Below are 25,965 nucleotides of genomic sequence, written 5' to 3'. Positions count from 1 at the left end.
CAGCCGGTTCTTGGGTGACAATGTTTCTCCGTTCCCCCAAACGCACACTGCCTTTTGTACCCGGGCAGGGCTTTTCCCATGCATACTCTTCTGCAGGAAGAAGAGTTATTGCGATCAATCGTGCGTTCTGCACAAAAATTTTCAAACGACTATTGCGTAAACATACAGTACTGTATATAAATACACAAAAGGAGATTGTTTACCCATGAGTTCTGCCCTTACCGCGCGCCAGCAAAGCATTTTCGATTTCATCCGGGATCACATCCGGAAAGAGGGCATGCCACCCACGCGTGCCGAGATCTCTGCTGCGTTCGGTTTTGCTTCACCCAATGCCGCGGAGAGCCACTTGCGCGCGTTGGCACAAAAGAACGTCATCCTGCTGGAACCCGGTTCGGCACGAGGCATCCGCCTGGCCGAACCTGATGAACCTGACCAGGGCCTGCCCTTGATCGGCAGGGTGGCTGCTGGCGCGCCGATTCTTGCGCAGGAACATGTTCAAAGGCATTACCCCGTGGATGCCAACACGTTTTCTCCGCGTGCTGATTTCCTCCTTCTGGTTCGGGGGATGTCAATGATTGATGTTGGGATTTTTGAGGGCGACCTGCTTGCCGTGCATCGCCAGCAGCAGGCACGCAATGGGCAGATTGTGGTGGCACGGGTTGATGACGATGTCACGGTCAAGCGCCTGAATCAACGTGCAGATGGCATTGTTGAGCTGATTGCTGAGAACCGGAGCTACTCTCCGATTCTGGTGGACCCGCAGCGCAATGAATTTTGTATCGAAGGTATTGCAGTTGGTTTGATTAGAAATCTTTCATCTTGAGCTTATCCGTATTTCCCTTACAGGAGCTTCATATGTCTTCCCGCCTCTCCACGCAAATCATCATGCATAGCCCTTTGCTCGCGCAGGCCCAGTCTGGTTCCAGTGCGGTGTCGTCGTCCGCACGGATGAGTATCCGGCCCAAGGCCATTCTGGAAGTGGTGCGGCGACGTGGGCGGAGTTGGGGCCTCCTGGCGCAGTATGAAGAATCCCGTTTGGGTGGTTCGCGTTAACTTTTGCGTCCCGATGACTGGGATTCAATCATCCTGCAAGCGCTGGTGCTTGGGCGGAGACAGGATAAAGCGTGCCGGGTCCATGGCGTCGGCCAGATCACGCTCAATGGGCAAAGGCTCACCACAGATGCGCGAGGCCAGCAGTTCGCTGCACAAGCTGGACCAGACCAGGCCACGCGCACCAAAACCACTGATCAGCCATAGTCCCTCTTCACGGGGCAGATTGGCGAGTTTGTAGCCCTCCCCGCTCAGGGCGTGTGGCATGGCGCCTACCATGGGGAGACGGTCCAGCGATACGGGCCGTAGACTGACACGGCCACCCAGGCCGCTGCCATCGATTGAACCGCTGTAGCCGGGTAGCATCAAATCAAGCTTGCGCAGGTTTTCCAGATGCTCGTCTTCGCGTAGCGCCAAGTCAAAGTCATCGGTGACAAAACTTGCCCCCAAAGCTGCATGCCCCCCCACGCCCGGGGTGATGTAGCCTTGACCGCACACCACAACACGAAGTGGCGCCAGTTGTGCCATCGGCAGATGGCTGACTTGCCCGCGCACAGCTTGCAAGGGGAGCCACTTGGCATGAGCCAGACGGGTGGCGTCATGTGCGTTGGCTAGAATCAGCACGGGGGCTTTATCAATCAGCCTGTCGTCGGCATCGAAGACAGACCATAGTCCATTTTGGCGCTCAATGCGCGCAACGCCGGTACTTGTGCTGAGCGTGATGCCCTGGGGGGCGCCGATGTTTGCGTCGCACAGGCTTGTTGGTTGAATCCAGCCTGCGGTGGGAAACCACCAGCCTCCAAATGTTGCCGTATGCCCGGCAATGGTGGTGGCTTCCGCCGCGCTGACCCAGCGTAAAAAAGATTCCGGCAACTGCATGGTTGCCACTACGTCTTTTTGTCGGTTTTCCTGCTCTGCGTTGCGGGCCAGATGCAAAACCCCACAGGGGTCCCACAGCACGTCACGGCCCAGGTGATGCAGGTATTGCAGATGGTGCAGACCATATAGAAAGCCTGCGCGGGTGATGCGTGCGATTCGATTGTCGTCTTTGCTGGGCAAGGGACGGAATGCCCCCGCCAAGTTGCCGGATGCGCCTTGGGCAAAGGCTGACTGCGCTTCCAGGATATGCACATCCCAGCCTCGGGCGTTCAAGCGTTCGGCAATCCCTGTTCCTGCCAGACCAGCCCCGACCACCAGTGCGCGTTTGTTTGATGGGGGTGAGGCGTGGGCGGTGCGTGGGACACGGAAACGTGCTTGCAGCATTTCACGCTTGCCACCGAAACCTGGCGTTTTCTCAACCAGAAAACCCGCCTGGATCAACCCTTCGCGTACTTTACCTGCTACCGACCATGTCGCCAGCGTGGTGTGGTCGCTGGACAGGGAAGCCAGGGCGCTAAAGATATTGGATGACCACATCTCGGGGTTTTGTGCGGGCGAGAACCCATCCAGATAGATGGCATCCACCCGTGCTGCTACGGTGGGGAGCAGCGTTTCTGCGTCTCCGAAGCCCAGTGTCAATATGACACGTCCGCCATCGAATTCCAGGCGATGCATACCGGGTACCAGTTCAGGCCATTGGGCGACCAATACCTCGGAGAGAGCCTTGGGCACGCCCGCATTGGCGTGTGCCTTGAGGATGTCTTCGGCGTGAAAAGGGTGCTTTTCCAGCGAGATGAAGTGCAGCCTGCCTGTGGTGTTGCCGGATGCCAGCCACGCTTGCCAAGTCTGCAGAAAATTCAGCCCGAGGCCGAAACCGGTTTCCAGGATGACGAAAGACTCGCACCCTGCCCAACGGGCAGGCAAGCCATTGCCGTGTAGAAACACATGCTGTGTCTGTTCCGCAGCACCGGCGGCCGAATGGTAAACATCCCCATATTGATCGGACCAAGGCACCCCTGCAGTACTGAAGGCGAGCTGGGCAGGAGTCAGGGGATTCGGCATGGCGGGGGTTCCTGCCTGGAACATGCAGGGCATGCTCCAGGACTTGGGTTACATAGGCAGACTCAGGCTTGCAGTGCGTCGGTACGATAGGCCTGGATGATGGGCAGAAGCTGGCCAAAAATCTTCGGCGTACCTGCCACGAGGTTGCCCGTGCCCAGGTAGTTGGCTTCGCCCGCAAAATCGCTGACCAGACCACCAGCTTCGGAAACCAGCAGTGCGCCAGCGGCCATGTCCCAGGGGTGCAGACCGATTTCAAAGAAACCATCCGTGCGGCCACAGGCGGTATAAGCCAGATCCAAGGCAGCGGAACCCGGGCGGCGCAGGCCTGCAGTTTTTTCCGACAGATCGCGGAACATCTGCAGGTAGGCGTCCATGTGTTCCATGGTCTTGAAGGGGAAGCCCGTGCCGATCAAGGATTCATTCATCCTGATCCGCTTGGAGACGCGGATGCGGCGGTCGTTGAGGAACGCGCCTCGCCCTCTGCTTGCTGTGAACAGCTCGTTATGGTTCGGGTCATAGATCACGGCGTGCTGTACCACGCCTTTTTCAGCGATCCCGATGGAGACAGCGTATTGCGGGAAACCATGGATGAAGTTGGTGGTGCCATCCAGCGGATCAATGATCCATTGGACCTCGCTATCTTGCGCGCCACCTGCGCTTCCGCTCTCCTCTGCTAGAATCCCATGTTCTGGGTAGGCCTCACGGATGATTTCAATGATGGCCTGCTCGGCAGCGCGATCCACCTCGGTCACAAAATCGTTGGGCTGCTTGGCAGAAACCTGTAGCCGCTCCAGATCCAGCGAAGCGCGGTTGATGATTTTGCCGGCTTGGCGCGCGGCCTTTACGGCGATGTTCAATATCGGGTGCATGAGCTTAATTCCGCCAGTCGCTTCAAAATGAGCGATTGCTGATGTAAAACCACTGATTATATATGGCTAACCCCCTATCTATAAACCGCTTTCGTGTAGTCTTGTCCCATCCGAGCCATCCGGGCAATATCGGAGCGGCTGCCAGGGCGATGAAAACCATGGGATTGTCCCGGCTTTATCTGGTCAATCCACGCTCTTTCCCTGATGCCGAGGCTGCGTCTCGTGCCTCCGGGGCAAACGATGTGCTCGACCAGGCGGTTGTCTGCAACACGCTGGAAGAGGCTCTATCAGGCGTCACCATTGCCGCAGCCATGACTTCCCGGCGCAGGGAGCTATCTCTGCCCGTACAGTGGGCACGGCAAGGGGCGATCACCTTGGCGCAAGCTGCGCTTGAAGGCGAGGTCGCCCTGGTTTTTGGCAATGAAACCTATGGCCTCTCCAATGAAGAGCTGGCTTTGTGCCAGTTGCCGGTGATGATTCCGGCCAACCCCGAGTATGCATCCCTCAACCTGGGGGCCGCTGTGCAGGTGATGTGCTACGAGACGCGGATGGCGCTGATGGAGGAGGCCCCTCTGCCTGCAACAGAAGGCAAGCTGGCCACCGTGGATGAAGTTGAATTGATGATGGCGCACTTCGAGCAGGCTACCACCAGCAGCGGCTTCTTCAATCCGGCCCACCCCAAGCGCCTGATGCCCCGCTTGCGGCGGATGTTTGCGCGCATCCGGCTGGAGCAGGATGAAGTCAATATCCTGCGCGGCATGCTCAGCAGTTTTCAATTTCCCTACAAACCCAAATAATTGACTAAATTAGTGGGATAATATTTCCATCCTTGAACTTGATACCAGGACGATGATGTTTGCTCAGCTCCGTGAAGATATTGCCAGCGTTCTACAACGCGACCCTGCCGCCCGTAGCAAGCTGGAGGTGCTGACCTGTTACCCTGGGATTCATGCCTTGATCCTGCACCGTCTGGCTCATCGTCTGTGGCATGCCAACTGGCGTTGGGCGGCTCGCCTTGTATCGCAATTCGGGCGCTGGCACACCGGGATCGAAATCCACCCCGGTGCCACCCTGGGGCGCAGGGTTTTCATTGATCATGGTATGGGCGTGGTGATTGGTGAAACGGCGGAGGTGGGTGACGATTGCACCATCTATCAGGGGGTAACCCTTGGTGGAACGTCACTGTATCGTGGGGTCAAGCGACATCCTACCTTGGAGGCAGGGGTTGTGGTCGGCGCAGGCGCCAAGGTATTGGGGGGATTTACCATTGGGGCAGGGGCCAAGATCGGTTCCAACGCAGTGGTGATCAAGCCCGTGCCAGCAGGCGCGACGGCAGTGGGCAACCCTGCGCATGTCGTGGATAAAACTGCGAACAAGGCAGACAAGCCCGACTTCAGCGCCTATGGCGTGACCCGCGATATGGATGACCCCATCGCCAAGGCGCTGCATGCCTTGCTGGACCATGTGGCGGATCAGGATCGGCGGATTGATTGCCTGAGCAAATGCCTCAAGGAAGCAGGTTTGGTCAATAATCCGCAGACTGATTGCCAAAAACCGCTGGATCGGGATCTCCTTGATCGGATTGTGGATTGATAGTTGTTGACTGTTTTTGTCGGGAACCTTATTCTTGATTAAAACAATCAAGTATTACAGCAATCGAGCCCGTAACCCACAGAGAGATCGGAGTACCCCATGCGGCTTACAACTAAAGGGCGGTTCGCAGTGACCGCCATGATCGACTTGGCCCTCAGGCAGCACAATGGGCCGGTGACGCTTGCCGGCATCAGTGAGCGGCAGAACATTTCGCTTTCCTACCTGGAGCAGCTTTTTGGCAAGCTGCGCCGCCACAAACTGGTCTCCAGTGTGCGTGGCCCAGGCGGGGGCTATTGTCTGGCTCAAGCCCTGGATGCCATTTCGGTGGCAGACATCATTGTGGCGGTCGATGAGCCGCTGGACACCACGCAATGCGGTGGCCAGGGCAACTGCCATGGTGAAGACAAACATTGCATGACCCATGAGCTGTGGACCAACCTGAACCGCAAGATGTTCGAGTACCTTGAGTCCGTCACGCTCGACTCTTTGGTTGATCAGGCCAACGTCCGTCAGAACCCGGAAGAGGTGGTTGTGCTGTGCGATGAATTCCGTCGCTCGGTCACCCGTTCCGAACAGGGGATCGTGGCGGTCTGAGCAGGGAAGGAGCCGGATCGTGTTCGCGCCTTGCTATCTTGATTTCAATGCCACCACGCCGCTGGATGCGCGTGTGTTGGAAGTGATGCTGCCCTACCTGCAAAACAGACATGGCAATCCTTCCAGCAGGCATGAATATGGTCGGCAGGCGCGCAACGCGGTGGAGCTGGCAAGACAGCAGCTAGCTCAAGCCCTTGGCGCACAGCCCGGTGAAGTGGTATTCACCAGCGGTGGGAGCGAGGCAAACAACCTGTTTGTAAAGGGCGCTGCGGCCAGCTTACGGCCAGGCGTGATTGCGATTGGCGCCTCGGAGCATCCCTGTGTGCGGCAGCCCGCTTTGCAACTGCGTCAGCAGGGCTGGCAGGTGCTTGAGTTGCCGCTGCATGAGCTGGGTGATCTGGACGTGCTCCAGGCGCAGGCGTTGATTGGGCAACATCGTCCTGCACTGATTTCGGTGATGAGTGCCAACAACGAGACAGGGGCGCTCAACGATGTGCAAACCCTTGCCCAGGCGGCACGTGCCCAAGGGGCGTTCATGCACACAGATGCGGTGCAGGCCTTGGGCAAAGTTCCGCTAAACTTCCGTAGCCTGGGTGTGCACGCGATGACGGTGTCCAGCCACAAGATTGGTGGGCCGCAAGGGGTTGGGGCACTGATTCTCGACAAGCGCCTTGATGTTCAGCCCCTGATTGCCGGTGGTGGGCAGGAGCGCGGTTTGCGCTCTGGGACTGAAAATGTGGCCGCCATCGTGGGCTTTGGTAAAGCCTGCGAGCTGATGGCTGAAGAATTTGAACAGCGCGTGGGCTCCATGAGTGGGCTACGTGCTGTGATGGAAGACAGTTTATCTGCGCTGGGAGCGGAGATTTTCGCCAGGGGTGTGCCACGGCTACCCAATACGAGCTTCTTCGCTTTCAAAAATATTGATGGCGAAACCCTGGTGGGCAAGCTGGATCGGGCAGGCTTCGCGGTTGCCAGTGGTGCGGCGTGTTCCTCTGCGAACCCGGAACCTTCACGCAGCTTGTTGGCGATGGGGGTTGAACCCGCTGTGGCGCGTGGCGCGGTGCGGGTGAGCCTGGGGGCTGGCAATTCGCTCGCCCAGATAGAATCGTTTTTGCTGGCTTTGAAAGAAACACTCGCCGACTTGAAAGGGCTGACTGCCGTCGCCATCTAGTTGAAAGAAATTGGAAGAAATAAAAACAGGATGTTTTGGAGCTTGTGATGAAACTGCCGATTTACCTCGATTATTCCGCAACGACCCCGGTGGACCCGCGCGTGGCGGAAAAGATGATCCCCTATTTGACGGAGCACTTTGGTAATCCGGCAAGCCGTTCCCACGCCTATGGGTGGGAGGCAGAAGATGCTGTGGAGCGTGCCCGCGAGCAGGTGGCTGCGCTGATCAATGCGGATGCCAAGGAAATTGTCTGGACCAGTGGGGCAACGGAATCGAACAATCTGGCCATCAAAGGCGCTGCCAACTTTTACTCTGGCAAGGGTAAGCATCTGATTACGCTCAAGACCGAGCACAAGGCCGTGCTGGATACCATGCGTGAGCTGGAACGCCAGGGCTTTGAGGTGACTTACCTGGATGTACGCGAAGACGGCCTGCTGGATATGGAGGTCTTCAAGCAGACGCTCCGGCCTGACACCATTCTGGTCTCAGTGATGTTTGTGAATAACGAAATCGGCGTGATCCAGCCCATTGCCGAGATTGGTGAGATTTGCCGGGAACGCGGCATCATCTTCCATGTCGATTCGGCCCAGGCCGCAGGCAAGGTTGAGATCGATCTGCAAAAGCTCAAAGTTGACTTGATGTCTTTCTCGGCCCACAAAATCTATGGCCCCAAGGGGATCGGCGCCCTGTACGTGCGGCGCAAGCCCCGCGTTCGGTTGGAGGCGCAGATGCATGGGGGCGGACACGAGCGTGGGATGCGCTCTGGTACGCTCCCCACCCACCAGATTGTCGGGATGGGCGAAGCCTTCCGCTTGGCCAAGGAAGAGATGGCAAGCGAGAACACCCGCATCCGCGCCTTGCGTGACCGCCTGCTTGCGGGCCTGACGACCATGGAAGCCGTCTATATCAACGGCGACATGGAACACCGCGTTCCGCACAACCTGAACCTGAGCTTCGCCTATGTGGAAGGCGAATCCATGATCATGGCGATCAAGGATATTGCCGTATCCAGCGGTTCGGCCTGCACCTCGGCTTCTCTGGAGCCTTCTTATGTGCTCCGCGCGTTGGGCCGCCCGGATGAATTGGCACACAGCTCGATTCGCTTTACGATTGGCCGCTTTACCACCGAGGAAGAGGTCGACTACACGATCAAGCTCATTTGCAGCAAGGTCGGCAAGTTGCGAGAACTCTCCCCGTTGTGGGAAATGTTTCAGGAAGGCATCGATCTGAATACCGTGCAGTGGGCTGCGCACTGATCTTGAATCAAGAGGTGTGCATTCCCGGATAGAATGCACTACCCCCGATGGAGGTAAGCAAAATGGCATATAGCGACAAAGTTCTGGACCACTACGAGAATCCCCGTAACGTGGGGTCCTTTGGCAAGGATGACGGCAGCACGGTTGGCACGGGCATGGTGGGCGCACCTGCGTGTGGTGACGTGATGAAGCTGCAGATCAAGGTTAACGCACAAACTGGTTTGATCGAGGACGCCAAGTTCAAGACCTACGGTTGTGGCTCAGCGATTGCTTCCAGCTCACTGGTGACTGAGTGGGTCAAAGGCAAGACGCTGGATGAAGCGCTCAACATCAAAAATACCCAGATTGCGGAAGAACTCGCGCTGCCGCCTGTAAAGATTCACTGCTCAATCTTGGCAGAAGATGCGATCAAGGCTGCGGTGGATGACTATCGCAAGAAAAACGCATCTTAAGCGTCGAAAACCGAATAAAAGGAAGCATCATGGCTGTGACCGTGACTGAAGCCGCTGCGCGGCATATCAATAAATACCTCGAAAAGAGAGGTAAAGGCGTAGGTGTGCGCCTTGGCGTGAAAACATCAGGCTGTTCGGGCATGGCCTACAAGCTTGAATACGCTGATGATTTGAGCGCGGAAGATGTAGTGTTCGAAAGCCAGGGGGTGAAGGTGCTCATCGACCCCAAGAGCTTGGCGTATCTGGATGGTACGGAACTGGACTTTGTGCGTGAGGGCTTGAAGGAAGGCTTCACGTTCAATAACCCGAACGCCAAGAATGAATGTGGTTGTGGCGAAAGCTTCAACATCTAGTTTCTCCAGTCTCCCTATCAAGGCGGCCAGCGCCAGCCTTGGGCGTTGCATGTGGATGCATTGCCCAAGGCTGAACGCATGAGTGCCGGTCATACGTTTGCGACATTCCTCGCAAGCGGGTTTTGAACGGCAAGGTATTTTTTGTTATGCAAGAGTACTATTCCCTGTTCGGCTTGCCAGAGCGTTTTGCCGTGGATGTGGCCAAACTCGATACCGCCTATCGCCAAGTCCAGGCGCAGGTGCACCCAGATAAGTTTGCCCATCGGCCCGAAACTGAGCGACGAATTGCCATGCAATGGGCGACGCTTGCCAACGAGGCCCACCGCGTATTGCGCAATCCTTTGCCACGTGCGCGTTATCTGCTTGAGCGCAGGGGCGTGGATGTGGAAGCCGAGCGTAACACCTCCATGTCTCCCGCCTTTCTCATGCAGCAGATAGAATGGCGTGAGTCGGTCGACGACTCCCGCGAAGATGCCGAAGCCCTGCAACGCCTGGGCAAAGACTTGGAGCGTGATGAGCGCGTGATGCTCGACGATGTGCGCCGTGCCCTGGACGAAGAGCCGGATTTGCAGGCAGCCGCTGAGTTGGTTCGGCGGCTGATGTTTATGGAAAAACTGCGTCATGAGATTGATGACGCCTTGATTCAACTGGATAGTCACTAAATGGTCCTTTTGCAACTCTCCGAACCGGGAGAATCGCCCGACCCCCATCAGCACAGGCTTGCAGTCGGCATTGACCTGGGCACCACCAATTCGCTGGTGGCGACCCTTCGCCACGCCGTGCCAGAGTGTTTGCCGGATGTAGACGGCCGTGTACTGTTGCCTTCCGTGGTGCGTTATCACCGTGATGCGTCTACCGCAGTGGGGGTGGACGCATTGGCGGCTCAAGTGGCGGACCCGCGCAATACCGTGGCTTCAGTCAAGCGCCTGATGGGGCGTGGGCTGGCCGATGCCGATGCAGGCATGCGCGCCCGTTACGACCTCGTGGATGCGGGCGGCATGGTGCGGATCAATACGGTTGCCGGTCTGCGTACCCCTGTTGAAGTGTCCTCCGAGATATTGCAGGTTCTGCGCCAACGCGCTGAGGATACTTTGGGCGGCGAGGTGGAAGGGGCTGTGATTACGGTTCCCGCCTATTTTGACGATGCCCAGCGTCAAGCGACCAAGGATGCCGCGCGCCTGGCTGGCTTGAACGTGTTGCGCCTGCTCAATGAGCCTACGGCGGCAGCCATTGCCTATGGACTGGACAAGAGCGCAGAGGGCATCTATGCCGTGTTCGACCTGGGCGGCGGCACTTTCGATTTCTCGGTGCTGCAACTCTCGCGTGGCGTGTTCGAGGTCAAGGCTACCAGCGGCGATTCCGCACTGGGGGGGGATGACTTCGATGAAGCGCTCTCCAACTATCTACAGGAAAAAGCCAGAGGTGCCGACCTTGACTGTGGTTCCGCGCGGGCCTTGCTGGTTGAGGCAAGGCGTGTCAAGGAAGCGCTGACTTCGCACGATAGCGTGGCCGCAGAAGTGCCTATGGCGGCAGACGGCACCCGGCAGATCATGGTGACTGCTGAAGAGTTTCACCATCTGACCCAGCCCTTGATTGAACGCACATTGCAGCCAGTCAAGAAGGCCTTGCGTGATGCAGGCTTGAAGCCATCCGATATCCAGGCCGTGGTGTTGGTAGGTGGCGCTACCCGCATGCCGCATCTGCGCCGCGCGGTAGAGGCGTTTTTTGGTCGTCCCCCTTTCATCGACATTGACCCGGACAAGGTCGTGGCCATCGGTGCCGCCATCCAGGCCAATGTGCTGGTGGGCAACCGCCAGGAGGGCGAGGACTGGTTGCTGCTGGATGTGATCCCGCTCTCGCTGGGCTTGGAAACCATGGGGGGGCTGACTGAGAAGGTCATTCCACGCAACTCCACCATCCCGATCGCCAAGGCCCAGGATTTCACCACCTTCAAGGATGGGCAGACCGCAATGGCCATTCATGTGGTGCAGGGTGAGCGTGAGCTGGTGCAGGATTGCCGTTCGCTGGCGCGCTTTGAATTGCGGGGGATTCCGCCCATGCCCGCTGGCGGGGCGAGAATCCGGGTGACTTTCCAGGTGGATGCGGATGGCTTGTTGTCGGTCAGCGCACGCGAGCAAACAACCGGTGTTGAAGCCAGTATTGCCGTCAAGCCCAGCTATGGCCTGTCTGATGAAGAGATCACCCAGATGTTGCAAGCGGGGTATCAGCATGCCTCAACAGACATGCATCTGCGTGCCTTGCGTGAGCAATGCGTGGATGCAGAGCGCCTGCTTGAAGCTACCCGTCAGGCTTTGAACGAGGATGCCCATCTGCTCAACGCAGCAGAGTTGGCCCATGTTGAACAAAACATGACGGCTCTGCAAGCCTTGGTGCAAAGCGCCGATACCGCTGCGATCAAGGCTGGGGTCGATGCGCTGTCTGCCGCAACCGGGGAGTTTGCCGCCCGACGCATGGATCAGGCGATTCGCAAAGCGCTGACCGGTAACCGTGTTGATAATCTGCCTATTTAGGGGGCTTTTGTCATGACTCAGATTGTTGTATTGCCTCATGGTGAGTTGTGCCCGGATGGTGCGGTGATTGAAGCGGCACCAGGGCAGAGTGTTTGCGATGCGCTTCTCGAAAACGATATCGAGATTGAGCATGCCTGTGAGAAATCCTGTGCCTGCACGACCTGTCACGTTGTGGTGCGGGAAGGTTTTTCCTCGCTGGAACCGGCTGAGGATTTGGAAGAAGATCTGCTCGACAAAGCTTGGGGGCTGGAACCCTGCTCGCGTCTGTCCTGTCAGGCAAAGGTGGGGGAAACTCCACTCGTGATCGAAATTCCGCGCTATACCGTCAACATGGTAGGGGAGGGTAAGCGATGAACTGGACCGATACGCTGGAAATTGCGATTGCCTTGAGCGAGGCATACCCCGATGTTGATCCGAACAAGGTCAATTTTGTCGACCTCATGAACTGGACAATGGCTTTGCCCGGATTCAAAGGCGAGCGCAGCCATTGCGGGGAGCGCATTCTGGAAGCAATCCAGGAAGCGTGGATAGAAGAGCTGGAGTAACGCCCCGTCAGCGCCTCAGGAGGCGTGATGAGGCGCGCACGATCAGCTCTGGCGCGGGTAGGCTTGCGTCATAAGCAATACCATTGATCATGGCTACCAGAGCCTTGGCTGCTGCTACCCCCATCTCATTGACGGGCTGTCGGATGGTGGTAAGCGGTGGCACCATGTAGCTGGAGACCAGCAGATCGTCGAAGCCTACCACGGATATGTCATCCGGTACCCGGATGCCATGGCGTGACAAGGCAAGCTGAATCCCATATGCGCTCTGGTCATTTGAGGCGAACACTGCTGTAAACGAGCGGCGTGAAGCCAAGAGCTGATTGATGGCCAGCACCCCGCCTGGTTCATGAAAGTCCGCATGGGCGACCAGATCCGGGTCAAAGGGTATTCCCGCGTCTTCCAGAGCCTGCCGATACCCGCGCAGGCGGTTGATGGCGTCAATATGGTCTGCCGGGCCTGCGACGTGGGCGATGCGTGTATGGCCCCAATCAATCAGGTGCTGGGTTGCCATCTGCGCGCCGAGAAAGTTGTCTACGCTCAGGCTGATAACGTTTGGCCCCGTCAGTTGTCGTCCCGTCACGACGATGGGCACTGTGTTGGCGTAATCCAGAATCTGTGCGTCACTGAGCTTGCCGGTGAGCACAATGACACCATCAACGCGGCGTGAGAGCAAATGCTCCATCCGCTCAACTTCGTCCTGAAGATTCCAATGACCACTGGCAAACAAGGGGATCATGCCCGTGCCCGCAAGGGCATCTTCCACGCCACGCAAGGCCTCGCCATAGAATGGACTGGCAATATCCTGGGTGAGTACGCCGATGCTGTTGGTTCGCCCTTGCGCCAAACCTCGTGCCAAAGCGTTAGGGCGATAGTTCAGGCGCTTGATGGTGCTTAACACGGCGGTACGCTTGCGGTCACTGACGCGGGCCGTGCCATTCAGTATGCGTGAGACCGTGGCGGGGGATACTCCGGCAACGCGGGCAACGACTTCAAGCGTTACGTTTTCAGGAATATCGATTTCCACCGGGTCGGAATTGTGCGGCATGACTTGATGTGTTAAGTGTTTGTTAATTTTTGGGTTTTCGTCTTGTTGACAAGAACTTATGACAGATCATCCACGTTTGAGGCACAGGCTGCTGTTGGTTATATCAAGCTAGGCGCTTTCAGAACGCGATAAATATGACTCACTTCCATCTCTGCCCCCGGATTTTACGGGAAAGCCCTAGGCTGCGGTGGGTACATTTGGGCGTGGGCATAGGAAAAGTGTGAGTATTTATATGAGAAGAATAAATGAAATCGCTTACATATCTGAAATTCAGTTTTTTGATTGATTTATAGCGAAAAGCCACGCCTTACCGCAAGAGACAGGCGGACAGCAGATTCGGGTGAATCTATAACGGAGAACGTCTAAGCTGATTTTAGGCTAGTAATTTAATGATAATAAAGGATATTTGTCAAATATCTGGGCGGTTTCATAGTATTGCCGCCTGATGTTCGGACAGATTTTTGATCTCTACGTCGATAAGAATATTTTAACCATTCATAGAATCGCCATCTTGCAATTTGAAAGCGCTTCCAATACGCTAACAATCATTCATTCGGCGCCGCTTGAGATAGACTGACTCCGGTTGCGTTGTTCCGATCAGGGGTGACGTTTGTCCGCATTGATACAAGACCGGTAGAGGAGTTGTAAGAATGGCAAAAGTTTCGGGAAAGCACGTATGTGCCTTGTTGTTGGGCCTGTTTTTGCAGTGTGGTGTGATGCAGGCCCATGCCGCCACTTTGGATTTGGAGAGTTTGCTCAAGGCCAGTGAGCCGGATATGGATGCTTGGCTACAGGAGCCGACCCAGCAGCTCAAGTGGAGCGATTGGGACTATGTGCAACTGGTCAAGCGTGATGCCAAGGAGGCAGGCAAGCCCAATGCGCATCCGGTGCAGATTAATGCAGAGCAGTTGGCCGAGGTTCTTTTGCGCATGACCTGTAAGACAGCAGGCGAGACGCGCAAGCTCTTCAACGAAGAAGAAGTATTGCGCTTGTCGCGTGCTGCCAGTGGCGCCCTGGCAGTTGCCAGCGCGGACCAGGACTTCGTGTTCCGTACTGCCGTGCGCCACATGGATTTTGGCTTGCTTGGGCAAAAGATGGTCAACTCCGGCCGCATCTTTGTAGAAGGTGGGCGTTTAAACATCCTGATCGGTACACAATTGTCCGACGCCCTGTTGGCGGTGCGTTCGGGCATGCAGCCCTTCCAGCCGATGAATCCGGGCACGCGTTCCAAGGTCTCGGGGCGAGTCGAGCTGACCGGTGGGGTGAGTTCCAAGGAACAATTGCTGCGCCCTGACTGGTTGGCACTGGATCTGACCCAGCTGCCCAGCCCGACTGAAAAGGCCGCTACCAAGAAAGATACGGGCCGTACTGCAGCACAACCTGCCGCCGTGCAACCTGTTGTGGCGCCAGCTGCTGCTGTTGCCCCTGCTGCACCACAAGCTGCGCCCGCAACCCCGGCTGTTGTTGCGCCTGCCGTACCGGGCAATGCTGAAGAGCGGCTCACTACACTCAAGCGCCTATTCGAGAAGGGCTTGATCAGCGATAGCGAGTATCAGCAAAAGCGCGCCGAAGTGCTGCGTAATCTGTGATCACTGTGTTTGCTGTGTGACGTGAATCAGGCGGCCTGCCTTCGGGCGAGGCCGCCTGCGTAGTGCTTCGGTAATGGTTCGATGGCGAGCGGATAAGAATTTTTCGTTTCATTACAGGTTTGTGATGACTATTCCAAGTGGATGTTTTGTACAGATCGATGGCGAGCGTTTTTATGCGATCAAGGATGTGGATCGCATGCCGCCGTTTTTTATGTCACTGGTCTCTTCCAGTGACCTATGGATGTTCCTCTCCTCAACGGGCGGGCTGACCGCCGGACGCGTGCAGCCGGAGAAGGCGATCTTCCCCTATGTGCCGGTGGATCAGATCCACATCTCGGCCACGCATACCGGCAGCCGCACATTGATCCGTGTCTTGACCGATTCAGGCCGCCAGGACTGGGAACCCTTCAACGCGGATCAATCCGACAAGTATCAGATCTGCCGCACCCTGTACAAAGATGAAATGGGTGCCCGCGTCATATTTGAAGAAGAAAATCAAAGTCTCCAGTTACGTTTTTCCTATTCATGGGCTGCGGCGGGTGACTACGGCTTTGTGCGCACGGCATGGGTCGAATCTTTGGCGGGTGCGATGAAGCTTGAGATCCTGGATGGCATCCAGAATCTGCTGCCTTCAGGCACCCCGCGTGCGTTACAAAGCTCGTCGAGCAATCTGGTGGATGCCTACAAGTGGAATGAGTTGGATGCGTCAACCGGTTTGGCCATGTATGCCTTGTACGCCCAGATCAGTGACCGGGCAGAGCCGTCCGAATCGCTGGAAGCTACTTGCGCTTTTGGTTTGGGCCTGGAAGGGGCCCAAATCCGTTTGGCCGCGTCAGATTTTGCTGCCATTCGCGCCGGAGACGAAGTGGCGGAAAGCTTAATCCGCCGTGGTGTGCGGGGTGCCTATTTCCTGCAAAGTGCGGTGGATTTACAGGCAGGGCAGCGCTGCTCGTGGCAGATCGTGGTGGATACAGCCAAGACGCAGGCGGATGTTGTGGCATTGCGCCAAAAGTTGAATGATCGCAAGGCTGTGGCTGCCAATGTGGCGCGTGCGTTGGCGGAAGACCGGGCAGGGTTGTGCGATCTGTTGGCGCGGGCGGATGCCTTTCAGTGCGTGGCAGACCCAAGTTTGTCTGTACACCATACTGCAAACGTGCTGTTCAACATCATGCGTGGTGGGGTGTTTCCGGACCAGTATCAGATTGATCTGGATGACTTTTTGTCGAATCTGGCGCTACGTAATCACGCCATTTCGCTCAAATACAGTAGTGTTATGAAAGCGCTATCAAATCGATTGTCGCTGGCAGAGCTGGAAAATACCGTGCGTGCGCAAGGCGATGCCCAGTTGCAGCGCTTGTTGATGGAGTATCTGCCGCTGGCGTTTAGTCGTCGGCATGGAGACCCAAGCCGCCCCTGGAATCATTTTGCGATTCGTCTCAAGGATGAGGCCGGGCATCGGCGCTTGGCCTATCAAGGCAATTGGCGGGACATCTTCCAGAATTGGGAAGCGTTGCTGTTGAGTTATCCAGCATATGCCGAGCATGTGATCGCCAAGTTTGTGAATGCGTCGACGCTGGATGGCTACAATCCTTACCGTATCAGTCAGGATGGCATCGATTGGGAAGAAGATGATCCTGAAGACCCGTGGTCCAATATCGGCTATTGGGGCGATCATCAGATCAACTATTTGCTGCGCCTGCTTGAATTGTGCCAAAGGCATTATCCGTCTCGCCTGCGAGAGTTGCTGGGGCAGGCTGTTTTCTGTTATGCCAATGTTCCTTATCGCATTGCTGATTTTGCAAGCCAGTTGCGTGACAGCAAAGCGACTGTGCGTTACGACCACGCCTTGGCAGATCGCATTGCAAAGCGCTGCGACTCAATGGGCTCCGATGGGCGCTTGATACAGGCCGGTGAAGGCGAAGTCTATCTGGTCGGCCTGGCAGAAAAACTGTTTGTGCCGCTGCTTGCCAAACTAGGCAATCTGGTGCCTGGTGGTGGTATCTGGATGAACACACAGCGCCCCGAGTGGAACGATGCCAATAACGCATTGGTGGGCACGGGCCTGTCAATGGTGACTTTATGCTATATGCGTCGCTATGTGACGTGCTTGCAGGAGTTGCTGGGCGGGGTATCAGAATCATTTGCCTTTACGGCAGAGATTGCTGCTTGGGTCAAGACCAGTGCCGAGGCTTTAAAAACCGCACAACAGCACATCAAAACCGGGTGTTGGGATCAGGCTGCTCAATATGCGCTGTTCCAGGCGTTGGGGCATGCCAGTAGTGACTATCGGGCAAGGATTTACAGCGCTGAAACATTTGCGGAACGCACAACGCTTGCTAGTGAAGAGTTGCAAGGTTTGTTGGACGCGGCTTTGCAGGTGTTGGACGTATCGATCCGTGCCAATCGGCGCGATGATGGTTTGTATCATGCCTACAACCTTCTGCTGAGTACAGAAGGTTCCTTGCAGGTGGGGCACCTCTACCCCATGCTCGAAGGGCAGGTGGCGGTATTGTCATCCGGGGTGCTGTCGTCACAGGAGGCGCTGAACCTGCTCGAAGCGCTATTTGCTTCGCCCATGTATCGGGAAGATCAGGCCAGCTTTATGCTGTATCCAGATGAGGCAGGAAGCTCTTTCCTGACCAAGAACCGGATTCCCGAAGACAGGGTGCTTGCCATTCCTGTGTTCAAGCAGATGCTGCAGCAGGCAGATAAGCGACTGATCCTCCAGGATGCAGAGGGTATTTATCGGTTTGCGGCCAGTGTTGATAATGCCAAAGCCATGCAACCCGTTCTTGCTGCATTGGCAAAAGATTATCAAGATTTGGATGCGGCAACCTGCCAAGCCATCGAAGCTCTGTACGAGGATGTCTTCCAGCACAAACGCTTCACAGGGCGCTCCGGTACGATGTTTGGCTTTGAAGGGCGTGGCTGTATCTATTGGCACATGGTGTCCAAGCTGTTGCTGGCAGCGCAAGAGGTGTTTTTTGCTGCGCATGCGCAGGGCGAAGACCCGGCGATTCAGCACAAATTGGGTGAGATGTATTACCGCATCCGGAAAGGGATTGGTTTTAACAAGAGTCCTTCAGAATACGGTGCCTTTCCCTGTGACCCCTATTCGCACACCCCTGGTCACGCAGGCGCACAGCAGCCGGGGATGACAGGGCAGGTCAAAGAGGAAGTGATTACTCGTCAAGCGGAGCTGGGCTTGTCCGTGATGAATGGAAGCGTTTTCATCAATCCAGCTCTGTTGGATGTCAATGAGTTTCAGTCCGAGCCAGCTGTTTTGCGCTACCTCGATACCTTTGAGCAGTGGCAGGAGCTTGCTGTGGAGCCGGGGTCATTGGCATTTACCTGGTATCAGGTTCCATTCGTGATACGTCGCAGTGAAACTGCCGACGCCATACAGGTAACGCTGAAACATCATGATGGCTCGCAGCAGCCGCTGTTTGGTGCGGTAATCCCTTCTGAGGCATCGCAAGCATTGTTTGCGCATGCAGGAAAGCTTCGCGCAGTAGCGGTTGAAGTCCCCAGTTTCACTTGCTTTCGTAAACTAGCTTAACGATGGTGTTGTAAAACTGCCGAAAAGCCTAGACAAATTGCGGAGTATAGGTACAAACCTACTTGCAAAATGAAAGGCCTTTCATTAATCTGCTCATAAACCAAATTGCTAAACGAATCGTTTTAAAACGATGTTTAAGCAAATAACTGATATATATAGGAGGAGGTCATGATGGCTACAGTTATGTCTTGCCGCAGTGCCTGTTTTGCTTTGTCTGCGCTTTCATTTGCATTTCTTTCCGCTTGTGCGGGTACGGGTGGGGTAACCCCATCTGCTGCGCCTGCTGCTGAGGCACAACCAGGCGTATTGGCGCCTTTGTCCGTGTATAACGAGCAAGGCAACGTAGCGCCCAATGTGCTGTATCTGGGCACGCCTGCAAACTGGGCCTTCATCATTCCCAAGAATGGCCTGGGGGCGATGGATGCAGGGACCATCAAGGCGGAGCCGACCAAAGTGGGGGCCAAGAGCGGGGTCAAGGTAACCTGGACGGGCGGCACGGGGCAGATCTATTCCCAATCCAAAACCACCAATGACCAATTTGACTATCTGGAAGCCAATGGTGCATTGGTGTTTGACGCTGTGATTCACAAAGCGCCTGAAGACCAGGTGGTAATGCGCGTAGATTGCCGTTATCCCTGCATGGGCGTGGTGGATACCACCGACTATTTCAAAAAGCTGGAACTTGAAAAACTCACCACCGTAAAAATGCCCCTGGCATGTTTTGAGAAGGGCGGCGCGAAATTTGCAGTCGTCAATACTCCCTGGCTGATCTTTACCAACAAGGCGTTTGCCATGTCGATTGCCGATGTGCGTTATGTGCCGGGTGCTGCCAAAGATGCCGATGTGGCAATGAAATGTGGCAACTGATCTGCATACATTGATCTTGTAAAGATCTGCTCCGGGATGCGGGGGCGTTCCGGAGAAACTCTTGGTAATCGGGTGGAGCAGATGAAGGCGCGAGTCAGAGTTGCGGGATGGCTGATGGGAATAATGCTGGTGTTGGGGCTGGTTTCCGCTCAGGCACAAACGGTACGTGTCGGCAAGGGAGGATATGCCACCGAACTGGCTCTGGGGGGCGAGCGCGAACCAGTTGCTTCCACCTATTCCAATGGCCCGGTGCCTACCAATAAGTGGTATTCCTCCCTGGTGTTCAACCAATGGCCACAACCACTGTATGCTCAGCCTGCTTCATATCGCCCACACCCGGATGGTTTTCAGATTGACCTCCCTGTTCGTGAAGCGGTGATGAATGGCTCGCGCGAAGAAAATGATATTGTCGCCGCGCATCGCAGCACGCTGGTGGTAAAACCCGAAGGCATAACACCGCGTCAGGCGCAGCTTGGTAAACACTCTGATTGGGCAATTGACATTCTGATGCCCGATGGCGACAAGTATTTCAAGGCCACGATTGCCCACGGGAGCCCCTACAGCTATTTCCACACGAGTGCAGAACGCGTCAGTTTCAAGGCCAGCGAAAACGTCAAGGAGTTCTATCGTTCGGCAGACCAAAAAACAATTGGCATTTCCATTGATAACCGAAACTTCGCAGTTTTTGCTCCAAGTGGCGCAAGCTGGAAAGCGCAGGGCGAAGATGGTTTTGAATTGACGCTGCCGAGAGGTAAGGATTATTTCTCGGTTGCCGTTCTTCCCAGGGCGGATGTTGCAATAGTCAAAGAGTTTGCGCAATATGCCTATGCGTTTATTGTCGATACGAAAGTCGATTGGAATTTTGATGAGAAGCGTAGCGAGCTGATCACCCGTTTCGCAGCCAAGACCGATGTGATGGAAGGGGGAGAGAAGGGGACGCTTTTCGCACTGTATCCGCATCAGTGGTTTAACAATCCTGTACTCAAGATGGCCTTGCCTTATACCTATGAGTCGATTCGTGGCCAACTCAAACTGGTGGCAGGAACAAGCTTTGAAACCCGATTTGCTTATCATGGAACCTTACCGCTGTGGCCTGCTTTGCAAGGGGCTGCCGAGCGTAGCAAGCTGGATCTCTTTATCGCAGAAGACAGCAAATTTGGTGCAGAGCATCTGTTGGGTAACCGTGGCACTTATTGGGAAGGCAAAGGCTTGAACCGGGCGGTGCAGCTCATGAACGTCGCTGAGCAGCAAGGCAATCTGGTTTTGCGTGACGAAATTCTTGCCGCACTGAAAAAGCGCCTGCAAACATGGTTCGGCCCCGCAGATACGACTGAGCACTATTTTTACTACAACCCAAAGATTGGTAGTTTGATCGGCTACCCGGATGAATTCGGCTCAGCCGAGCAGATGAACGATCACCATTTCCATTATGGATATTGGATCTACGCGTCTGCCCAAGTGGCCTTGCGTGACCCAGTCTGGGCATCAACAGGCCAGTGGGGGGCGATGGTGGAGATGATGATTGCCGACATTGCCAATACCGATGCGGCCAACAACAAATTTATTCGCCTGCGTAACTTCGATCCCTATGAAGGGCATTCCTGGGCTTCAGGAACTGTTCCGTTTTATGACGGTAACAATCAGGAGTCTTCTTCCGAAGCCATCAATGCCTGGGCTGGGATGATTTTGTGGGGTGAAGCGACTGGCAACAAGCGTCTCCGCGACGCAGGCATTTACCTCTATACCACGGAAGTCGAAGCACTCAAGCATTACTGGTTCGATCTTCATCATCAGGTTTTTGACCGCGAGTACGGCAATGTGGAAGCAGCCATGGTCTGGGGGGACAAGTATGTTCATACCACCTGGTGGACGGAAGACCCACGTGAAGTACATGGTATCAACATGTTGCCAATTACCGCGTCATCGCTCTACCTGGGGACTGATCCAGACTATATTCAACGCAATTTGGTTGCGATGGACCGTGAATTCACCAAGTTCATTGCACGGGATGGCAAGGCGCCTAAAGATATCTGGCAGGATATTCTACTGTCTTACGCTGCTTTAAATAATGCCAAGTCTGCACTGGCACAATGGAACCAGAATGGTCCGGTAGAGGATGGTGAAACGCGGAGCCACACCTATCATTGGCTGGTCAGTCTGTCTGAAATGGGGCGCCCGGATTTTGGTGTGCAAGCTGATTGTGTGCTCTATGCCGTATTCAAAAATTCAAATGGCAAACGCGTTTATGTGGCCTACAACGTGCAGCCGAAAGCCCGTACTGTTCACTTTAGTGACGGTGTTCAGATGCTTGTTCCCGCCCGTTCTCTAAAGCAGATGGAAAAGGTGCTGCCATGATCAAGCTTAGCAAAGGGGCTTCAATCACCCGTGTGATGACTACATGTCTGCTGTTATCACTGGTAGGGGCGTGTGGCGGTGGTGGGGGAGGGGGTGGCTCCTCAGGGACTGACACCACGAATTCCGTGACAACAGGCGGTGTCCCCAGTGGCTGGACGCTGGTTTGGTCTGACGAATTTGACAAGGCCGGTCTGCCGGATGCAAGCAAATGGGATTATGACAGCGCACGCAATGCTGCAGGCTGGTACAACAACGAGTTGCAGTACTACAGCAATGCTCGCCTGGAAAATTCCAGTGTTGCCAATGGCAAACTGAGCATCACCGCCCTGCATGAAAGTTTGAATACATTATCTGACTGGGGTGGGCAGGCCTATTCCTCCGCTCGCCTAGTGACGCGTGGCAAGGCATCCTGGACGTATGGCTTTTTTGAGATCCGGGCGAAGCTGCCGTGTGGGCTGGGCACTTGGCCCGCCATCTGGATGCTCGGCACAGGTGGAGCATGGCCGGATGATGGTGAGCTGGACATCATGGAGCATGTCGGAAAGAACAAAGGGGTGATTCTGGGAACGGTGCACACCGGTTGGTATAACGGAGGCAATGGTCTGCAACGTGGTGGTAGCACAACGGTTGCAGATGCCTGTGATGCATTCCACAACTACCAACTGACCTGGACGCATGACAGAGTGCTTTTTGGCATGGATAACACGAACTACTTCCAATATGCCAATCCTGGCTCCGGCTATGGTGCATGGCCTTTTGACAAGCCACAATACCTGCTCTTGAATCTGGCGATCGGCGGAACTTTGGGTGGTTCGGTTGATAACAGCATCTTTCCTGTGAAGATGGAGGTTGAATATGTTCGTGTCTATCAAGCCCCGGCTTCCTGAAAGCTTTCGTATGAATTTGCATCTGACACGGAAATTATTGACGGGTCTGCGTACCCGCACGCATGGACCTGTTTGTTAGATTAGAAATGAAAGCGCTTCCATTTGTTGGAAGCTCGAATTAACTCATTGCAGTAACACCAAAGGAAGACAAGCATGAAGAATACGTTCGCGTTGAAAGCCGGTTTTGTGGCAGTGCTGACCAGTTTGGCATGTTCGGTCACGGGGGCTGCGACCACGATTACCGTGGCTGCATTTCCGTCTTTGGATGCGGGGGTTAAAGCCGCCATTCCGGCCTACAAGAAGCTCCACCCAGATGTGGATATCAAGCTCGTGAGCCTAGCCTTTGCTGATCACCATACTGCCATGACGACCTCCATGGCGACGGGCTCAAATCTGCCGGATGTCATGGCGCTGGAAGTTGGATTCATTGGCCGCTTTGCAGAGTCTGGCGGCTTGGAAGATCTCTCAAAGCCGCCTTACAACGCGACGCAATTCAAAGATAAGTTTGCACGCTTTGCCGTTGCCCAGGCGGTGATGCCCAATGGTGGTCTGGCAGCCATCCCTGTCGATATCGGGCCGGGCACCTTGCTGTATCGCAAGGACATCATGGACAAGGCTGGCGTCAAGGAAGAAGACCTAACCAAGAGCTGGGAATCTTTCATCGAATCAGGCAAGAAGGTCAAGGCCAGTACGGGGGCATACATGTTGGCCGCTGCGGCGGATTTGGAGGCCATCTATATCCGTTCCAACCTGCGTGACGGAGAGGGTATCTTTTTTGACAAGGCAGGCAAGGCAATTGTTGATTCGCCTCGCTTTGTAAAGGCCTTCGAGTTGGCCAAGGTTGCACATGCTGCTGGTATTGATGGAAAGATTGGCGCATGGTCCAACGAATGGTCCGAAGGCTTCAAACGGGGCCAGATTGCCACGCAGATGATGGGGGCATGGCTGGCCGGTCACCTTGAAAGTTGGTTGGCGCCCAATACCAAGGGGTTGTGGCGTTCCGCGCAATTGCCGGGTGGGGCGTTTGCGTCCTGGGGCGGTTCCTTCTATGCCATCCCGACTAAAGCACAGCACAAACCGGAAGCCTGGGAATTCATCAAATATCTGACGACGGACAAGGCTCAGCAGATTACCGCATTCCGCAAGCTTGATGCCTTCCCCGCGTTGATTGAGGCACAGAGCGATCCTTTTGTGGATGAGCCGGTCGAATTCCTTGGTGGCCAAAAAGCTCGCCAGTTGTGGCGCGTGGCGGCCAACAAGATTCCGGCAACCGATGTCGACAAATATGACACTTTGGCACAGGAAATTGTGAACGCGGAATTGGAAAAGGTGCTGGAGCAGAACAAAGACATCAAGCAAGCATTGACGGATGCCAAGACGCTGATTACCAAGCGGGCCCGCCGTTGATCTGGTTTGGCGCATGAAGCAGGGCGGGGACCAGTCCCCGCCTGGAAATAAGTATGACATTTGAAATGTATCGGTAATCAAGCAATGAGTATTTCTGCGATGAGCGAACGAGCACCCACTGTAGCAGTAGCCCCTCGCCGCAAGCGTCTGAAAGGTCGTGACTGGGCGCCGTATGTGTTCGTGAGCCCGTTCTTCATCATATTCTGTCTGTTCGGGCTGTTCCCGCTGCTGTTTGCGGTCTACCTATCCTTCCACCAATGGGACCCTGCGATGGGCCTGGAGGCGATGAAGTGGGTCGGTATTGAGAACTACACCTACATCCTGACTCAGGATGACTATTTCTGGAAAGCCTTGTACAACACCGTCTGGCTGGGGCTGGCTTCCGGGTTGCCACAGCATTTGATTGGTCTGCCCCTGGCGTATCTGTTACATACGGTCTTTGGGCGTATGCGCAACACCGTGGTGGGCGTCTACTTCCTGCCCTTTATCACTTCGTCGGTGGCGATTTCCCTGGTTTTCACCACGCTGTTCTCGCGTGACTTCGGTGCGGTCAACAGCTTCTTGACCGGGATGTCTCACACCCCGGTGATCGGTTGGTTGTTCCCGGCGCAGAACATTGACTGGGGCCAACCGCAGTACATCAAGCCGATGATTGCCTTTGTGGTCTGGTGGCGTTATGTGGGCTGGAACACGGTGATGTATCTGGCCGCCCTGCAAACCATTTCCAAGGATCTGTTCGAAGCGGCCACCATGGATGGTGCCACCCGCGTGCAACAGTTCCGCTTCATTACCTTGCCATTGCTCAAGCCCATGATGTTCATGTGTGTGACCTTCACCATCATCGGCAACCTGCAGCTGTTTGAAGAGCCCTTCATCATCACCGGCGGTTCGGGCGGCCTGGATATGGCGGGCCTGACCGTTGCCATGCACATGTATCGCACCGGCTTCATGGATAACGACTTCGGCACCGCTGCTGCGATTGCCTGGCTGGTCTTTGCCCTGATCGTCGTCCTCACCGTGATCAACAACAAGCTGCTGGCGAGCAAGGAATAGGAGCAGCCCATCATGAAATCGAAAATCTCTCTACCCAGCCTGCCCATCCTGTTGGCCTACCTGATCATCGCCGTTGGCGGCGTGATGATGTTCGCCCCGTTCTGGTTCATGTTCGTGTTCGCTACCCACACCAACACCGAGATCCTCTCGGTGCCCCCACCCCTGTGGTTTGGCACACACTTCTTTGAGAACTGGAACGACTTGCTCGGGCGTCTGCCTGCGTTCTGGCACAACATCGGCTGGAGCGTGTACATCGCCATTGCCACCACGGCTGCAAACCTGTTCTTCTGTTCGCTCGCCGGCTACGCCTTTGCGATGTACCAGTTCCGCTACAAGAAACTGATCTTCGGCCTGATCATGTCGACCATGATGCTGCCCTCCTTCGTGGGCATCATCCCGACCGCCTTGACCATGAGCTGGATCGGCTGGATGAACCAACCCAAGGCCCTGATCGTGCCGGCCATGGTGGGTGCCTTCGGCATCTTCCTGATGCGCCAGTACATCGAGTCCGCGATCCCGAAGGAACTGATCGACGCCGCCCGCATTGATGGCTGCAGTGAGTTCGGCATCTACTTCCGGGTCATCCTGCCCCTGATTGGACCGGCACTGGGCACCCTGGGGCTCTTGACCTTCATCGGGTCCTGGAACAACTTCATGGGCCCCCTGGTCGTGATGCGTGACATGGACATGTACACCATCCCGCTGGCGCTACGCGCGCTGCAAGGCACCGGCCAGACCCCTTACGGGGCGATCTCGGCAGGCTCGGCCGTGGCCGTGCTGCCACTGATGATCCTCTTCGTGATGGCGTCCAAGCGATTGATCTCCGGATTGACCGCAGGTGCGGTGAA

24 protein-coding genes are annotated in these 25,965 nt (G+C 55.6%); 21 read left to right on the top strand and 3 right to left on the bottom strand.

Going from position 1 to position 25,965, the window contains the following annotated elements; translation table 11 throughout:
• Positions 1 to 205 precede the first annotated feature (205 nt).
• The gene (gene lexA, locus B145_RS0109185; protein WP_026258986.1) at positions 206 to 823 is read left to right on the top strand and encodes a transcriptional repressor LexA; all 618 of its coding nucleotides are present in this window, start codon (positions 206 to 208) and stop codon (positions 821 to 823) included.
• A gap of 32 nt (positions 824 to 855) precedes the next feature.
• The gene (locus B145_RS0109180; protein WP_018606837.1) at positions 856 to 1,053 is read left to right on the top strand and encodes a hypothetical protein; all 198 of its coding nucleotides are present in this window, start codon (positions 856 to 858) and stop codon (positions 1,051 to 1,053) included.
• A gap of 24 nt (positions 1,054 to 1,077) precedes the next feature.
• On the opposite strand, the gene mnmC is transcribed toward B145_RS0109180, so the two are convergent.
• Together mnmC and B145_RS0109170 are read right to left on the bottom strand one after the other, a co-directional pair.
• On the bottom strand, positions 1,078 to 2,991 hold the full coding sequence (gene mnmC, locus B145_RS0109175; protein ID WP_026258985.1) for a bifunctional tRNA (5-methylaminomethyl-2-thiouridine)(34)-methyltransferase MnmC2/FAD-dependent 5-carboxymethylaminomethyl-2-thiouridine(34) oxidoreductase MnmC1: 1,914 nt from the start codon (positions 2,989 to 2,991) through the stop codon (positions 1,078 to 1,080).
• 62 nt (positions 2,992 to 3,053) lie between these two features.
• A complete protein-coding gene (locus tag B145_RS0109170) occupies positions 3,054 to 3,860 on the bottom strand; it encodes an inositol monophosphatase family protein (RefSeq protein ID WP_018606834.1) in 807 nt (268 codons plus the stop codon).
• A 62-nt stretch (positions 3,861 to 3,922) separates the two neighbouring features.
• Between B145_RS0109170 and B145_RS0109165 the strand changes: the two genes are divergently transcribed.
• The 11 genes from B145_RS0109165 (at position 3,923) to iscX (ending at position 12,355) form a co-directional block, all read left to right on the top strand.
• Entirely contained in the window at positions 3,923 to 4,657 is a 735-nt protein-coding gene (locus B145_RS0109165) for an RNA methyltransferase (protein ID WP_026258984.1), read from the top strand.
• Positions 4,658 to 4,712: 55 nt separating this feature from the next.
• Entirely contained in the window at positions 4,713 to 5,453 is a 741-nt protein-coding gene (gene cysE / locus B145_RS25070; protein WP_083917703.1) for a serine O-acetyltransferase, read from the top strand.
• A 99-nt stretch (positions 5,454 to 5,552) separates the two neighbouring features.
• Complete coding sequence (gene iscR / locus B145_RS0109155) at positions 5,553 to 6,047, top strand: Fe-S cluster assembly transcriptional regulator IscR (protein WP_033406778.1); 495 nt, start codon at positions 5,553 to 5,555, stop codon at positions 6,045 to 6,047.
• A gap of 19 nt (positions 6,048 to 6,066) precedes the next feature.
• A complete protein-coding gene (locus tag B145_RS0109150) occupies positions 6,067 to 7,218 on the top strand; it encodes a cysteine desulfurase family protein (RefSeq protein ID WP_018606826.1) in 1,152 nt (383 codons plus the stop codon).
• Between the two features lie 44 nt (positions 7,219 to 7,262).
• Positions 7,263 to 8,474 (top strand): IscS subfamily cysteine desulfurase, encoded by a 1,212-nt coding sequence (locus B145_RS0109145; RefSeq protein ID WP_026258983.1) that lies wholly within the window; start codon positions 7,263 to 7,265, stop codon positions 8,472 to 8,474.
• 62 nt (positions 8,475 to 8,536) lie between these two features.
• Positions 8,537 to 8,926 carry a Fe-S cluster assembly scaffold IscU gene (iscU, locus tag B145_RS0109140; protein WP_018606822.1) on the top strand — a complete coding sequence of 130 codons (390 nt, stop codon included), beginning with the start codon at positions 8,537 to 8,539 and terminating at the stop codon, positions 8,924 to 8,926.
• A 29-nt stretch (positions 8,927 to 8,955) separates the two neighbouring features.
• A complete protein-coding gene (iscA, locus tag B145_RS0109135) occupies positions 8,956 to 9,279 on the top strand; it encodes an iron-sulfur cluster assembly protein IscA (RefSeq protein ID WP_018606820.1) in 324 nt (107 codons plus the stop codon).
• Between the two features lie 146 nt (positions 9,280 to 9,425).
• The gene (gene hscB, locus B145_RS0109130) at positions 9,426 to 9,941 is read left to right on the top strand and encodes a Fe-S protein assembly co-chaperone HscB (RefSeq protein ID WP_018606818.1); all 516 of its coding nucleotides are present in this window, start codon (positions 9,426 to 9,428) and stop codon (positions 9,939 to 9,941) included.
• Positions 9,942 to 11,810, top strand: coding sequence for a Fe-S protein assembly chaperone HscA (gene hscA / locus B145_RS0109125; RefSeq protein ID WP_018606815.1), 1,869 nt, complete (start codon positions 9,942 to 9,944; stop codon positions 11,808 to 11,810).
• Between the two features lie 12 nt (positions 11,811 to 11,822).
• Positions 11,823 to 12,164, top strand: coding sequence for an ISC system 2Fe-2S type ferredoxin (fdx, locus tag B145_RS0109120; protein WP_018606813.1), 342 nt, complete (start codon positions 11,823 to 11,825; stop codon positions 12,162 to 12,164).
• Positions 12,161 to 12,355, top strand: coding sequence for a Fe-S cluster assembly protein IscX (gene iscX / locus B145_RS0109115; RefSeq protein ID WP_018606810.1), 195 nt, complete (start codon positions 12,161 to 12,163; stop codon positions 12,353 to 12,355). Before fdx ends, iscX begins: the two co-directional genes overlap by 4 nt.
• Positions 12,356 to 12,362: 7 nt before the next feature.
• Here the strand turns inward: iscX and B145_RS0109110 are convergent, their stop codons facing one another.
• Positions 12,363 to 13,400: a LacI family DNA-binding transcriptional regulator gene (locus B145_RS0109110; protein WP_018606809.1), complete on the bottom strand. Its 1,038-nt coding sequence runs from the start codon at positions 13,398 to 13,400 to the stop codon at positions 12,363 to 12,365.
• A 650-nt stretch (positions 13,401 to 14,050) separates the two neighbouring features.
• Here B145_RS0109110 and B145_RS0109100 point away from each other — a divergent pair.
• From B145_RS0109100 to B145_RS25060, 8 genes are all read left to right on the top strand, one after another.
• Positions 14,051 to 14,989, top strand: coding sequence for an SHOCT domain-containing protein (locus B145_RS0109100; protein ID WP_018606807.1), 939 nt, complete (start codon positions 14,051 to 14,053; stop codon positions 14,987 to 14,989).
• Positions 14,990 to 15,113: 124 nt separating this feature from the next.
• Positions 15,114 to 18,548, top strand: a complete 3,435-nt coding sequence (locus B145_RS0109095) for a hypothetical protein (protein WP_018606806.1) — start codon at positions 15,114 to 15,116, stop codon at positions 18,546 to 18,548.
• Between the two features lie 168 nt (positions 18,549 to 18,716).
• Positions 18,717 to 19,415, top strand: a complete 699-nt coding sequence (locus tag B145_RS0109090; RefSeq protein WP_157288341.1) for a putative glycoside hydrolase — start codon at positions 18,717 to 18,719, stop codon at positions 19,413 to 19,415.
• Between the two features lie 114 nt (positions 19,416 to 19,529).
• Positions 19,530 to 21,770, top strand: coding sequence for a glycosyl hydrolase (locus tag B145_RS25065; RefSeq protein ID WP_157288340.1), 2,241 nt, complete (start codon positions 19,530 to 19,532; stop codon positions 21,768 to 21,770).
• Positions 21,767 to 22,657, top strand: a complete 891-nt coding sequence (locus tag B145_RS0109080; RefSeq protein WP_018606803.1) for a glycoside hydrolase family 16 protein — start codon at positions 21,767 to 21,769, stop codon at positions 22,655 to 22,657. Before B145_RS25065 ends, B145_RS0109080 begins: the two co-directional genes overlap by 4 nt.
• 153 nt (positions 22,658 to 22,810) lie before the next feature.
• Positions 22,811 to 24,064 (top strand): ABC transporter substrate-binding protein, encoded by a 1,254-nt coding sequence (locus B145_RS0109075; protein WP_018606802.1) that lies wholly within the window; start codon positions 22,811 to 22,813, stop codon positions 24,062 to 24,064.
• Between the two features lie 99 nt (positions 24,065 to 24,163).
• Complete coding sequence (locus tag B145_RS0109070; protein WP_018606801.1) at positions 24,164 to 25,117, top strand: carbohydrate ABC transporter permease; 954 nt, start codon at positions 24,164 to 24,166, stop codon at positions 25,115 to 25,117.
• A gap of 12 nt (positions 25,118 to 25,129) precedes the next feature.
• The coding region (locus tag B145_RS25060; RefSeq protein WP_018606800.1) for a carbohydrate ABC transporter permease at positions 25,130 to 25,965 on the top strand (836 nt) is incomplete at its 3' end.

Origin of the sequence: Uliginosibacterium gangwonense DSM 18521 (assembly GCF_000373965.1) — a bacterium.
Taxonomy (GTDB): Bacteria; Pseudomonadota; Gammaproteobacteria; order Burkholderiales; family Rhodocyclaceae; genus Uliginosibacterium; species Uliginosibacterium gangwonense.
This window is presented reverse-complemented; position numbering and strand designations above follow the sequence as displayed.

Bases quoted from the DNA above. Each gene is read 5' to 3' on its own strand.
- lexA (WP_026258986.1), top strand. From the start codon at position 206: ATGAGTTCTGCCCTTACCGCGCGCCAGCAAAGCATTTTCGATTTCATC.
- B145_RS0109180 (WP_018606837.1), top strand. From the start codon at position 856: ATGTCTTCCCGCCTCTCCACGCAAATCATCATGCATAGCCCTTTGCTC.
- mnmC (WP_026258985.1), bottom strand. From the start codon at position 2,991: ATGCCGAATCCCCTGACTCCTGCCCAGCTCGCCTTCAGTACTGCAGGG.
- B145_RS0109170 (WP_018606834.1), bottom strand. From the start codon at position 3,860: ATGCACCCGATATTGAACATCGCCGTAAAGGCCGCGCGCCAAGCCGGC.
- B145_RS0109165 (WP_026258984.1), top strand. From the start codon at position 3,923: ATGGCTAACCCCCTATCTATAAACCGCTTTCGTGTAGTCTTGTCCCAT.
- cysE (WP_083917703.1), top strand. From the start codon at position 4,713: ATGTTTGCTCAGCTCCGTGAAGATATTGCCAGCGTTCTACAACGCGAC.
- iscR (WP_033406778.1), top strand. From the start codon at position 5,553: ATGCGGCTTACAACTAAAGGGCGGTTCGCAGTGACCGCCATGATCGAC.
- iscU (WP_018606822.1), top strand. From the start codon at position 8,537: ATGGCATATAGCGACAAAGTTCTGGACCACTACGAGAATCCCCGTAAC.
- iscA (WP_018606820.1), top strand. From the start codon at position 8,956: ATGGCTGTGACCGTGACTGAAGCCGCTGCGCGGCATATCAATAAATAC.
- hscB (WP_018606818.1), top strand. From the start codon at position 9,426: ATGCAAGAGTACTATTCCCTGTTCGGCTTGCCAGAGCGTTTTGCCGTG.
- hscA (WP_018606815.1), top strand. From the start codon at position 9,942: ATGGTCCTTTTGCAACTCTCCGAACCGGGAGAATCGCCCGACCCCCAT.
- fdx (WP_018606813.1), top strand. From the start codon at position 11,823: ATGACTCAGATTGTTGTATTGCCTCATGGTGAGTTGTGCCCGGATGGT.
- iscX (WP_018606810.1), top strand. From the start codon at position 12,161: ATGAACTGGACCGATACGCTGGAAATTGCGATTGCCTTGAGCGAGGCA.
- B145_RS0109110 (WP_018606809.1), bottom strand. From the start codon at position 13,400: ATGCCGCACAATTCCGACCCGGTGGAAATCGATATTCCTGAAAACGTA.
- B145_RS0109100 (WP_018606807.1), top strand. From the start codon at position 14,051: ATGGCAAAAGTTTCGGGAAAGCACGTATGTGCCTTGTTGTTGGGCCTG.
- B145_RS0109095 (WP_018606806.1), top strand. From the start codon at position 15,114: ATGACTATTCCAAGTGGATGTTTTGTACAGATCGATGGCGAGCGTTTT.
- B145_RS0109090 (WP_157288341.1), top strand. From the start codon at position 18,717: ATGATGGCTACAGTTATGTCTTGCCGCAGTGCCTGTTTTGCTTTGTCT.
- B145_RS25065 (WP_157288340.1), top strand. From the start codon at position 19,530: ATGGGAATAATGCTGGTGTTGGGGCTGGTTTCCGCTCAGGCACAAACG.
- B145_RS0109080 (WP_018606803.1), top strand. From the start codon at position 21,767: ATGATCAAGCTTAGCAAAGGGGCTTCAATCACCCGTGTGATGACTACA.
- B145_RS0109075 (WP_018606802.1), top strand. From the start codon at position 22,811: ATGAAGAATACGTTCGCGTTGAAAGCCGGTTTTGTGGCAGTGCTGACC.
- B145_RS0109070 (WP_018606801.1), top strand. From the start codon at position 24,164: ATGAGCGAACGAGCACCCACTGTAGCAGTAGCCCCTCGCCGCAAGCGT.